Annotated in this window: 9 protein-coding genes; 3 read left to right on the top strand and 6 right to left on the bottom strand. The window is 38.2% G+C overall.

Going from position 1 to position 11,712, the window contains the following annotated elements:
- Nucleotides 1–23: 23 nt before the first annotated feature.
- Together I6F43_RS02400 and I6F43_RS02395 are read right to left on the bottom strand one after the other, a co-directional pair.
- Nucleotides 24–506, bottom strand: a complete 483-nt coding sequence (locus tag I6F43_RS02400; RefSeq protein WP_165721712.1) for a putative 4-hydroxy-4-methyl-2-oxoglutarate aldolase — start codon at nucleotides 504–506, stop codon at nucleotides 24–26.
- A gap of 3 nt (nucleotides 507–509) precedes the next feature.
- The gene (locus I6F43_RS02395) at nucleotides 510–1,163 is read right to left on the bottom strand and encodes a TetR/AcrR family transcriptional regulator (protein WP_024597735.1); all 654 of its coding nucleotides are present in this window, start codon (nucleotides 1,161–1,163) and stop codon (nucleotides 510–512) included.
- A gap of 448 nt (nucleotides 1,164–1,611) precedes the next feature.
- Between I6F43_RS02395 and yddG the strand changes: the two genes are divergently transcribed.
- Nucleotides 1,612–2,526 carry an aromatic amino acid DMT transporter YddG gene (yddG, locus tag I6F43_RS02390; protein ID WP_165721711.1) on the top strand — a complete coding sequence of 305 codons (915 nt, stop codon included), beginning with the start codon at nucleotides 1,612–1,614 and terminating at the stop codon, nucleotides 2,524–2,526.
- A gap of 61 nt (nucleotides 2,527–2,587) precedes the next feature.
- Here the strand turns inward: yddG and I6F43_RS02385 are convergent, their stop codons facing one another.
- Both I6F43_RS02385 and I6F43_RS02380 read right to left on the bottom strand, forming a co-directional pair.
- Nucleotides 2,588–3,268 (bottom strand): LytR/AlgR family response regulator transcription factor, encoded by a 681-nt coding sequence (locus I6F43_RS02385; RefSeq protein ID WP_165721710.1) that lies wholly within the window; start codon nucleotides 3,266–3,268, stop codon nucleotides 2,588–2,590.
- Nucleotides 3,262–4,770 carry a sensor histidine kinase gene (locus tag I6F43_RS02380; protein WP_165721709.1) on the bottom strand — a complete coding sequence of 503 codons (1,509 nt, stop codon included), beginning with the start codon at nucleotides 4,768–4,770 and terminating at the stop codon, nucleotides 3,262–3,264. Before I6F43_RS02380 ends, I6F43_RS02385 begins: the two co-directional genes overlap by 7 nt.
- A gap of 343 nt (nucleotides 4,771–5,113) precedes the next feature.
- On the opposite strand from I6F43_RS02380, the gene I6F43_RS02375 reads away from it, so the two are divergent.
- Nucleotides 5,114–5,977 carry an ABC transporter ATP-binding protein gene (locus tag I6F43_RS02375; protein ID WP_024593255.1) on the top strand — a complete coding sequence of 288 codons (864 nt, stop codon included), beginning with the start codon at nucleotides 5,114–5,116 and terminating at the stop codon, nucleotides 5,975–5,977.
- On the top strand, nucleotides 5,971–9,126 hold the full coding sequence (locus tag I6F43_RS02370) for a M1 family aminopeptidase (RefSeq protein WP_197100834.1): 3,156 nt from the start codon (nucleotides 5,971–5,973) through the stop codon (nucleotides 9,124–9,126). Before I6F43_RS02375 ends, I6F43_RS02370 begins: the two co-directional genes overlap by 7 nt.
- Nucleotides 9,127–9,198: 72 nt before the next feature.
- Here I6F43_RS02370 and I6F43_RS02365 read toward each other — a convergent pair whose 3' ends face one another.
- Entirely contained in the window at nucleotides 9,199–9,714 is a 516-nt protein-coding gene (locus I6F43_RS02365) for an ankyrin repeat domain-containing protein (RefSeq protein WP_165721707.1), read from the bottom strand.
- A gap of 99 nt (nucleotides 9,715–9,813) precedes the next feature.
- Complete coding sequence (locus I6F43_RS02360; protein ID WP_197100833.1) at nucleotides 9,814–11,340, bottom strand: catalase; 1,527 nt, start codon at nucleotides 11,338–11,340, stop codon at nucleotides 9,814–9,816.
- Nucleotides 11,341–11,712: the final 372 nt, after the last annotated feature.

Below are 11,712 nucleotides of genomic sequence, written 5' to 3'. Positions count from 1 at the left end.
CTTTATTTATATGGTTGTGAGCGCTAAATAAGGGACGTTTTACTGATGATTAAACCGTTAATATCGGCGTAAACCCAATCGTTAGGTTCCATGGTGGTGCTAAGCATGGTAACAGCTTGGTTTTTATCACCAAAGCCGCGCTTTAAGGTACTACGCGGTGTTGAGCCTAGCGCCATTACAGGTAAGTTCATCGTGGCGAGTATTTCTATATCTCGGCAACAGCCATTTATTATTACGCCTTCCCAACCATTATTTAGGGCACGCTCAGCCATAATATCGCCAATAAACGCAAAGCGTTTGCTCGCAAACCCGTTTATAACTAATACTTTACCTTCACCATTTTCATGCAATATATCGGCAGCAAAAGAGTTGTCTTCTGGACAGGTAACTGTAACTACTTTGCCATAAAACGTGGTTTTTTTACCAAAGTGATAAAGGCCACTGTCGGCTACTTGCACGTTATCGCGATGATCGTCAAATAAATCGGGTGTAGTAAAGGATGTCATGGGTTAAGTCTCACTTTGCTCAGGTATTTTAAGACCAATACCTTTTAAAATTATGTGGGCAATTGATTGCGTAATTTGTGCCACATCGGTTTTGTCGTACTCTAATTTGTTCATTACGAGTAAAACCTCAGCCTGAAAGTCGGCGTAATACTGCGTGGTAGACCAAATAGTAAAGAGCAAATGGTAGGGGTCAACCTTATCCATTTTATCTGCGTCCATCCACGCTTGAAGTACATCAACTTTTTGCTTAACCCAAGGGCGGGTATTGGTTCTAAAGTAGTTTTGTAAATAAGGGGCACCGCGCAGTATTTCACTGGCAAATAAGCGAGATTGCATTGGCTGATTTACGGCGAGTATTACTTTACTTTTAATATAGTTATAAAGCACGGTAGCTGGATCGTCGTTAATTGTGACGTTATCGAGCCCTAAGTTCCAATTAGCTATTATGCGGTCGATCACAGACTCGTACAGACCATCTTTACTTTTAAAGTAATACAAAATATTAGCTTTTGGCACCTGCGCTTCTTTAGCAACCATGCTCATACTTGCTCCGTCGTAACCTAATTGCGAAAACAATTGCTCGGCGGCATCTAAAATTAGTTTTTGGTTTTTTTCGCGTGTTACTTCTTTTTTATTTGGTTTTATTTGTGTGGTCATTGTTGAGTTTGCGTGTTTAACGTATTGATTGATTGTAGCTTTACTGACCAAAAGGTCAATTACTAAAAAGTGTGAATGTAAAAAACAGGGGAAGAGGTTTAAGCTATAAACTTTAGGGTCTGTTGATCTTTGCGGATTAAAATTTGTTCAAACTAGGGGCTATTTAATCGCGGCGCGAGATTTGTAACCTAGTGGGCTAAGTAAAAACCGAGCAACAAAAAGTAAGTAGTCCCTAGGAAGAACCCTTTGGGCAGCGCCTGTTTGGCATTAATGCTACGTTATCGCCCATTTATGGGGAATAACCACACTATATAGGCTCTGCCTTGCCTAAATACCAAACAGACTGCTGCAAATTTAACCTTGAAAGATCAACAGACCCTAATTGTTTAATTAAATAATTACTGTTAGTTTAGTTTCAAATTTACGAGTAGTACTTTTGGATTGGCAAATGGAGTTTTTAAGCAAAAATAAATACACGCTTTATGGAGTTGCTGCAATATTACTGTGGAGTTGCTTAGTTGCATTACTACGGGATATTTCTGAGTTGTTTAGCCCCATCGGTGGTGCTGCGGCTATGTACTCTGTCAGTGCGATATTTTTAATTTTGGTTATGGGAGTGCCTAAGTTTAGTGGGTTTTCAAGACGCTACTTGGTAGTAGGTACTTTATTATTTGTATCGTACGAAATTTGCTTGGCGCTTTCTATTGGTATGGCAAATAGCCGTCATCAGGCAATGGAAATGGCGGTTATTAATTATTTATGGCCCACGCTGACTATATTGCTCTCTATTATCATTGGTCGCAAAAAAGTAAGTTATTGGGTGTACCCAAGCATGATTATTGCTTTTTTAGGCGTTGCTTGGTGTATTACGGGCGATCAAGAAATGTCACTCGATACGCTTGTAGCTAACTTTGCTGATAATCCTGTTACTTATTTAATGGCATTAACTGCAGCGTTTATATGGGCTATTTATTGCGTGGTTACGCAAAAGCTGAGTAATGGCAAAAATGCCATTACGTTATTCTTTACTGTTACGGCAATGAGTTTATGGGCGCAATATGGTTTTAGTAATGAAGCGCCATTAACGTTTTCACTCAGCTCAAGCATAACATTGCTATTAGCAGGGGTAGTGGTAGGGAGCGGGTATGCACTGTGGAACCAAGCTATTATTGGCGGTAACTTAATGCTGCTTGGCACACTTTCGTACTTTACACCGGTGTTTTCTACTATTATTTCAGCGCTGTATTTATCTATTACGCTGAGTGCTTCGTTTTGGCAAGGTGTTGTGCTGGTAACGGTTGGCTCGCTAATTTGCTACTTTGTAACGCGAGAAAAGCCGCAAAGGTTAAGTGCTAAATTTTAGGTCCGGTGTTAGGGAAAAGCTTAAAGTTATGTTTTAGATAAACATAAAATAAGATCTCAGGTTAAATAATGTCGCGCACTTGTTGTTTAAATGACTTGCCAATTTTAACTGACACGCCTGATGCTAGTTGAACGCTTTCATTACTTAACGCAACAACTTTATTTTTGTTAATCACGTAAGATTTGTGGACTTGAATAAATGAAGTATCAAGTTCCTGCAATATGTATTTGAGAGTACTGCTTGCAAGTAATGATTTTTCACCTTGCCATACTCTTACGTAATTACCATACGCTTCAAACATGTCTATATCGCTTAATTGAATTTTATGTTTTTCACGATCGATTTTAAGCGTAATAGTCAGAGGTGCCTTGGGATTTAGCGTTATGTGTTTTCTTTTTTTCCGTACTTTATTGAGTGCTTGTTCAAGGCGCTGCGCAGAGACTGGTTTTAGTAGGTAGTCAGTTACGTCAAGTTCAAAACCGGCTAAAGCATATTCTTGATACGCACTAATAATAATCACTTGTGGTCGATTCGCGAGCACTTTTAGTAATGCAATCCCTGATAGTTCGGGCATGTTTATGTCTAAAAATAACAAATCAATAGATGATGTGGCTAAAGCACATAATGCATCTTTAGCGTTAAGGTATTGTCCGCTTATATTAATATCTTTATGGGCACTTAAATGATGCAGTATAACGTCATGCGCGAGCGGCTCGTCATCAACAATTATTGTGTTTAGCATGCAGCCAGCTCCAATTTAAGTGTGGTTTGCCAAAGGTTTTTATTTTCATTAATAATTAATGTGTGCTTATTTGGATATAAAAGAGTTAGCCTACGGCGTAAATTGTTAAGTCCCATCCCATGCTCTGAATTGTTATTAGGTAGAATAGGGTTAGAGGAAAATAGCGTTAGTATGTTATCGGCCATGGTGATTTTAAACACAACCGTTACTTTTTGTGACGTGGGCTCTACACCATGCTTTATCGCGTTTTCTAAAATCATTATTAACAGTAGCGGCGAAATTAAATAGTGTTGTTGATGTTCAGGCCATTGCACATCAAAGTTGCAGCGCTCAGCGCTTCGCAAACGCTGTAATGCAATAAAACCTTTTAAGTAATTGATTTCTTTTTCTAAACTCACCTGTGCTTTTTGGCCTTCATAAACACTGTAACGCAGTAAATTAGCTAATTGCATAACAAGATCTGGTGCATTATCTGCTTTTTTTAATGTCAGCGCGTAAAGGTTGTTTAATGTATTAAATAAAAAATGAGGGTTAATTTGCTGCTGAAGTAGCATTAGCTCTGTTTTTGTTTGTTGCTGGGCAATGTTGCTAATTTGAACGTGTTGTTGCTGTCGTTCAAACGCTAAAATAATCGGTGTGCTTATAGCTAAAAACAAAAATACGAACTGATAATTTTCAGGGCTGAAAATATTATCATTACCGCCTGGTGTTAAGTTAGCAATGCCTGAGGGTAAATCGTTAATAGGTAACAGTAGCAAGCACGATGTTAATATAGGTGTAAGTACAACGAGGCTTATTAAACTTGCAAACAAAAATATTAATACGCCATGATAGGTTAATACGTAGCGTATTAATAAATATCTATTTAATAAATACACTCCATATACTAATCCGGCACAAACAGTAATTTGCCAAAGGTAACCCAAAAAAGTATCAAACTGTGTGAATACTTTATAAACATCAATAACAGGCTCAATAGGCTGGTTTAACATAGGATCAGTGTGCGTATTGAGTATGCTTGATGTAACTATTGCCCAACCTAAAAGTACTATAAACACGACTGTATCAAGTGAAAACAAGGATTTAAGCCATTTATTACTCAACACATTGTTATTTTTATTAGTGCGTTTAGTAATAAGCCATATACCACTTGCAGATGCGCACAGTGTCCAACATTGTGCATCAAGATATTGCCATTGCGAAAAGTTAAGAAGTTGGTTATTAAATACTAGCAAGAGAGATGGATAGGCTAAAAAGCCTAACAGCCAAACTATGATTGCGGGTGTAAGTAATAAACGATATGCAAACGCATGGGCAATAAAAAAGGGAATACACTGTAAAAAAAGTTGAATATTAATAGTCAGATATTGGCTAGTTGAATCCATATGTGATGACAAAAAGCGTATATGAGAGTCGAGCATAATAGCGGCTATTAGCGGTAAAAAAATTATTAGCTGGGTAATGCTAAAGCGTTGCCATATTGGTGTATTGGCTTGCTGCATATGTGACTCCGTTTTTATTATAGTTTCTGAGCGGGTACGCTTAGATAAAATTGTCTTTTTATTTTAAACATTACCTTTGCACAATTCACTACGCTGAGCGCGCTAGTTTATCCATAAAACTGTTTCAATCATAATTTATTTTTAAAATAATTATTTAATTTCATAGGGTTAATAACCGTTTTAAGCATACTAGGCCGTTTATTTAAATGATGAAAGGTCATATTTAAATGACCAACGTTACTTTTTTATGTTCATCATTTATTTCAATACGTTAACCATTATTTTCTCGCTTGTATTGACTTGCTTTCTTAAGCTGGTGCTATACCAATTAAGGATGAAACTAATGCTTACACTGAAAAATATCAACAAAAAATACGCAGATGGTACGCAGGCTTTGAATGATGTGACGATCACTCTACCCGCCGGTATGGTCGGTCTACTTGGCCCTAATGGAGCGGGTAAATCAACACTTATGCGCACACTCGCGTGTTTACAAAATGCCGACTCCGGACATATTAATTTTAATGGCCTTGATGTGATTAGCCAACCAGATGCGCTTAGATCGCAGCTAGGCTATTTACCACAATATTTTGGCGTGTACCCCAACATGAGTTGTCGGGCGTTACTTGAGCATATTGCCGTATTAAAAGGCATAGATGGTAATGCACGCAAAAACCAAATTAATAGTTTACTTGAGCTAACCAATTTGACTCAGTTTGCTAATAAAAAGGTCGTTAATTTTTCGGGAGGAATGAAGCAGCGTTTTGGTGTGGCTCAGGCTTTGTTAGGTAACCCAAAGCTAATTATTATGGATGAACCCACTGCTGGGCTCGATCCTGTGGAACGAGAAAGTTTAAATAATTTACTCGTTAGTATTAGTCAAAATAGGTTGGTATTGTTATCGACCCATATTGTTGAAGATGTAGAAAATTTATGTCACTACGTGGCCATTATAGATCAAGGAGCACTCATACAAAGCGGTGACGTAAAAGAGTTACTAGTTCCTTTAGAAGGTAAGATTTGGCAGCTCGAAAGTTTACCTACGGGCATACCAAATCAGCATGTATTAAGTAAGAGCCATCGCTATGGTAGAGCGTCATTTCGTGTCTATGCAGATACAGCGCCTGCACAAAATGCAATAAACTCGCCCGCTACGCTTCAAGACAAGTACTTTTTTGCACTCAATGAAGGAAGTCAAACATGTTAATTTTTAATGAGTGGCGATATGCAGTGCGCCAACCACTTGTTTGGTTGTGCATTATTGTTCCTTTAATATTTTCGGTTATGTTGTCCTCTGGGCTTGCAACAGTTGAAGTTGATTCGTTAAAACAATTTAAGTTAAATATTACAATGCTACAAATGATGCAGTTACCTGTGCTTGTAGGAGTATTGGCGCCCGTTATATTTTTACGAGATCAGCACGCGTCAATGCAGGAGCTTATTTATGCTACGCAAACTAGTTTATTTAAGCGCAGTTTAGCAAGAGTATGCTTACTGATTTGCTTGGTTTTTATTATCAGCTTAATTAGCGATTTAGTAATGATATACATGCATGTAAGGCAATTGGGCTATATACCAAATATGGTTTATTTTACTGTATATAATAGTTTTTTAGTATTGTTACCAAATAGCTGCTTTTTAGTTGTTATTGCCTTTTTTGTTTGCCATAAATCAGCTAATTCATTGCCCAATTATGTTGTTTTTACGGTGTTGTGGATAGGCTACATAATGCTTGCAAGTATTACCGGAAATCCAATGCTTGCTGGAAGTAGTATCATAAGCAATCGCTTTTATACATTATTTGTTTGGCTTGACCCTTTTGCATACACCGCCGTAATAAACAGTTTAACCAATTCATTAGGAGCTTCATTTGCTATTAATCGCGTTGTTGTGAGTATGCTTGCTGTTGGTATTTTTTATATTACTTTTAGTAAAAATAAAAAAAACACATTATTAAAGAGTCAAAAAGGTAAAAATAATAACGAATGCGTTCGTTACAACACGTTAGAACCCGCTGAATATAAAACAGCGAAAGTCACAAAAAAACCATTTTTGATGATGGCCAGTTTATACAAAATTACGCTGGTTAATTTGGTTTCACACCCTGTTACTTTACTGATTATTTTTGTTTGGCCGGTGATAGTTTTTAATAGTGTTGCCTCGTCGTCTGGTTATGTTGAACCAATGAGTGTTATGAGCACCACAAGCCTTGATGCGATCAGTTATTATGCATTTGATATGCAATTGTTGTTTGGCACTTTATTAATGGCTTTGTGGAGCTGGCAAGTAAGCTGTTTCGCTAAATACTATAATATAGCTGAGCTGATCGCTGCCACACCGCTCAAAACATATTACTTTTTAAACAGTCAGTTATTGGCCCTAGGTACTATGATATTGTTTTTTTTAACAATGAGCTTATTAGGGGCAAGTGCAGCTCAGTGGTTTTTACACAGTGCATATCAATTTGAAGTACATTTAACCATTTTATTTTTGATGGCAATTGTGCTTGCCATTATTGCGTGTGTATTTTTGTGTGTATTTAATTTGTGTCGTTCGCAGCTTATTGCGGGTTTGCTAATTGCTGTTATTTTACTGATTAAATTTACACCGATAATGACTTATCTTGGTCTTACGCATACATTGTGGAGTGTTGGTTGGACACCTTTGCAGGCACCTGATAACTTTTGGGATTATCGTGCAAGTATAAGTAGTTATTGGCCTTATATATCAGTTTGGTTAGTGGCGTGTATTAGTTTAGTTATAATTACGGGGATTTTTAATCACCGAGGTGCCGGGTTGAGCCAAAGAGTAATGGGGGTTAAACATTTTTGGTTACTTATTCCTTTACTTATCACTGTGGCACTATTTACTCAATTACATTTAAGACTGGTTGAGGAGAAGCCTTTAACCAACTCGCATAAACGCGAGGCATTTAAAGCACAATACGAAAAAGCATTCTCACAATGGCGCAATGTATCACAGCCAAGCATTATGCACATTGATGCTAATGTAGACTTTTATCCGCATCAGCAGCAAGCTCATTTTTCCTTAATATATACCTTAAAAAACACCCATCAAGCCCCTATTAAAGAGATATTGGTTGGGCGCTCTGGTTTTTATAAATGGGCCGATATTGAAATCGATGGCGCGCAAAGGGCTAAAAGCTTTCCCTTGCTTAATCAAGCTGTGTTTAAGTTTGAGAATGAAATGCAGCCAGGAGAAATACGTAAACTAGTTACACGGTTTGATGTTCATCAAGCTAAGCTTTGGCCAGTAAGAGGCCATCAGATAATAACCCCTGAATTTAGCTATATACGATCAGTGCCTTTATTACCGACTGTTGGCTATCAAGATAATTATGAATTAACCGATCCTATACTTCGTCAGCAACACGCACTTAAAGTGAAGTCGGTGATTAGACCCACGAAGCTATTTGCTAAAACGGCGAAAGCAAGTACTCATTACCAGTGGCTTACTATGTCGAGTAAAGTGAGTACAACAAGGGGTTATCAGGTTATAACCCAAGGAGAGGAAATATCACGTACCAGCAAAGATGACCGCGAAATATTTCATTTTGAGACTCGTACACCCATAAATGCAATCCCAGCTTGGGTGACGGTGCCTTATTCCCCTGTTACCAAACAGCAAAATGGCGTGATATTAAACGTGTTTGCTAAAGATAAAAACGAGCCAGCACGAGCGGAGTCTATAGCTGTAAACCTTAGCGCAATGGGCGATACAATAAAATGGCTTAATAATATAAGCCCTTATAGAGCAAAACAATTGAGTTTAATAGGCTCGCCTAGTATTGGTGCTACAGGTTATGCATTGCCGCAACTTATACTTATTGAAGACAGTGTTGGTTTTAGATCAAAGCCAAGCGCTAATGCAGGCTTTGATCAACGCTATCGCCGTGCAGTTCATGAAACCGCGCATCAATGGTTTGGCCATGATATTGGTAATGGGGTATGTTCAGATAGCGCTTTTTTAGTGGAGTCTATGGCAAAGTATATTGAGCTTGTTGTTATAGAGCAGCGTTATGGGAAAGCGACAATGCAAGCGCTGGTTGAGTATGAAACAACACGCTATGAGCAAAGTATGCTGATGAACATAAAGGAGCGAACAGCCTTAGTTGATGCTACACAAAGCTTTGACCAATATTCGCGAGCAACCATTGTCTTTGCTAAGCTACGCGCTGCTATTGGGGATGAACCCATTATTAATGCGCTCAAGTTGGTTTGGAAAAATCATGGTTATCCAAACAGTCCCGCCAATTCTATGGATTTTATACGAGCATTAAAACATGAAGCTGGAAAAGAACAAGAAAGCTTAATAAACACACTGTTTTTAGAGTAAGTACGTTTAATTTGAACATATATTTAGTAAATCAAAAGCCCTATTATTTTAGGGCTTTTTGTTGCGTGCAGATTATTTTGCATTATTTACCTGCGCTAGTAACTCTATAACTTTTTGTTGACCAAATGTTTGTGCAAATTGCTCGGCTGTTTGACCGGCTTTGTTTTGATGCGCGTTGTCGCAATCAAGTGATACGAGTGTTTTAGCTATACTAAATTCACCTCTAAAAATAGCGGCCATTAGCGCTGTGTTGCCACGGTTATCTTCTAGACAGGCATTAGCGCCTAAGTGTAAAAGTGTGTTAACCGTGTTTTTATTACCATGGTAAGTAGCAATCATTAACGCGGTGTAGCCTTTATTGTTGTAGCTGTCGATAGGAATACCAGCATCTACAAATTGCTCTATTACAGCGGTGTCGTTTGTACGTGCTGCGGCAAAGTAATAAGCAAATAAGCTATCGTATTGAGTTTTTGCAGAATGTTGGCTTTCAACTTGCGAACTGGGTGTTTGTGTATCTGATGTATTTTGAGCGTAAACGCTACTGGTAAAGCTCAGAAATAGAGCGACTATAATTAATAAATTACGCATAACAATTGTCTCTTATAAAAGAGGAAGGGGTTTATTCCTTCCTCATGGTTGTGGTTTAAATAGCTATTTAGTTGGGACTAATTGCTTTTAACTAGTTGCTTATAAGTTAGCGGCTAGTTGTTTAACCATTTTAAGGTCGCCGTTTACAGCTTTAGTTAAGCGTGTACCGTACTCGCTATCAGCTTTGTAAAAGTGACTAAGCATTTTGTGTTTAACACTGCTGTTTTGCACTTTGCCTAAATCACCTGCTAGGTTATTAATTAGGTTTGTACGTTCTTGCTTGCTAAAACCACGGTATATAACACCTGCTTGCGCGAAGTTTTGCTGCTTTTTAATCGCGGCTTGTTGTACAAAGCCTTTAAGCTCTGTGTTACTTCTACGTGCAATTGGGTTTTCAGCTACGTTTTCTTGGCTTGGCTGGTAGTTCACATTGCTTGTCGTGTTACCAATATTCATTGCGCCGTCTTGGTTGTAGTTAACCACTTCAACTTTTGCACGGTTAATTGGCAATTGCTGGTGGTTAGCACCTAGGCGGTACATTTGTGTATCAGCGTAAGAAAACATACGACCTTGTAATAAACGGTCTTCTGAAGGCTCAATACCTGGAATAATGTTTGCCGGTGCCATTGCTACTTGTTCCGTAGATTGGAAGAAGTTAGTTGGCATACGGTTTAAGGTCATTGTTCCTACTTTAGTTTCTTTAATGTCTAACCACATTTTTGTTGCATCTAACGGGTTGTAATCAAAGTCATCAAGTTGCGATGGATCAAGCGTTTTAATGTACAGATCCCATTTAGGGAAATTGCCTCTGTTTATTTCAGTGTATAAATCTTGTGTTAAATGCTGAAAGTTTTGACTTTGTACTTTTGCCACTTCTTTTGCGTCAAGGTTATCAATACCTTGCTGGCTTACCCAATGAAACTTAACGTATTTAACATCACCCGATTTATTAATCATTTTGTATGCATGTACACCCCAACCGTCCATTTTACGAAGACTTGCTGGTGTACCGTAGTCGCTGTAAACCCACGTTAGCATTTGTGTAGAACCTGGTTCATGCGAGAAAAAATCGAATACGCGGTTAGGATCTTGAATGTTATCAACCGGAGATGGTTTTAAAGAGTGAACCATGTCTGGAAATTTAATCGCATCACGAATAAAGAACACAGGTAAGTTATTACCGACTAAATCCCAGTTACCTTGGTCTGTGTAAAACTTAGTTGCAAAGCCACGTGGGTCACGCAGTGTTTCTGGGCTACCTTTAGAGTGGATTACAGATGAAAAGCGAACAAATACGTCTGTTTCTTTACCTGCTTGTGCAAACGGTGCTGCAATTGTTAAATCGTCTAGCTCTTTTGATGTTACAAACACACCGTGTGCGCCAGTACCACGAGCATGCACAACACGCTCAGGAATACGCTCACGTGCAAAGCGTTGTAGCTTTTGAATTAGTTGCACGTCTTCTAGTAATACACTGCCACGTTCGCCCGCAGTAATTGAATTTTGGTTGTCGCCAACAGCTGCGCCGTTATCTTTAGTAAGTGTTGTCGCTGCGCTTGCCGGTAATGCCATTGCAAGTGCTAGTGCAGTTAGTGTTAATTTTGTTTTGTTTATTTGAGTATTCATTGTCGACCTCATCTATTTAAAAGTGCCGGCAGTGGTGCAGGCTGTTAATCTGTTAACGATAGTATTGATTTTATTAACTTCGGTAAAACTGATTAATTAGATTGATGTGATTTGTAAAACAGATGAAATAAATTAACAGGAGCACTTTTTACGTTAACGGAATTTTTTTACTACGACCTTGGTCGCAATATGCTTTTATAAAGTTGATTAAATACAAAGGTTTTTAGTTTTATCTGAGTGTATTTTCACCAAGCTGGTGCGTTTTATACTTACAGTGTGTTGACATATTCGTGCAATAAAGGGAATATGCTCAATCGGTGGGCTTATGCTCATTATTGAGTTGCACTAAAAAGCTGCACAATATTAATCGCG

This window comes from Pseudoalteromonas sp. NZS71_1 (genome assembly GCF_015864305.1).
Lineage (GTDB): Bacteria > Pseudomonadota > Gammaproteobacteria > Enterobacterales > Alteromonadaceae > Pseudoalteromonas > Pseudoalteromonas arctica.
The sequence above is the reverse complement of the archived record's forward strand: the minus strand, read 5'-3'. Positions and strand labels throughout refer to the sequence as shown.

Bases quoted from the DNA above. Each gene is read 5' to 3' on its own strand.
- I6F43_RS02385 (WP_165721710.1), bottom strand. From the start codon at position 3,268: ATGCTAAACACAATAATTGTTGATGACGAGCCGCTCGCGCATGACGTT.
- I6F43_RS02360 (WP_197100833.1), bottom strand. From the start codon at position 11,340: ATGAATACTCAAATAAACAAAACAAAATTAACACTAACTGCACTAGCA.
- yddG (WP_165721711.1), top strand. From the start codon at position 1,612: ATGGAGTTTTTAAGCAAAAATAAATACACGCTTTATGGAGTTGCTGCA.
- I6F43_RS02395 (WP_024597735.1), bottom strand. From the start codon at position 1,163: ATGACCACACAAATAAAACCAAATAAAAAAGAAGTAACACGCGAAAAA.
- I6F43_RS02400 (WP_165721712.1), bottom strand. From the start codon at position 506: ATGACATCCTTTACTACACCCGATTTATTTGACGATCATCGCGATAAC.
- I6F43_RS02375 (WP_024593255.1), top strand. From the start codon at position 5,114: ATGCTTACACTGAAAAATATCAACAAAAAATACGCAGATGGTACGCAG.
- I6F43_RS02380 (WP_165721709.1), bottom strand. From the start codon at position 4,770: ATGCAGCAAGCCAATACACCAATATGGCAACGCTTTAGCATTACCCAG.
- I6F43_RS02370 (WP_197100834.1), top strand. From the start codon at position 5,971: ATGTTAATTTTTAATGAGTGGCGATATGCAGTGCGCCAACCACTTGTT.
- I6F43_RS02365 (WP_165721707.1), bottom strand. From the start codon at position 9,714: ATGCGTAATTTATTAATTATAGTCGCTCTATTTCTGAGCTTTACCAGT.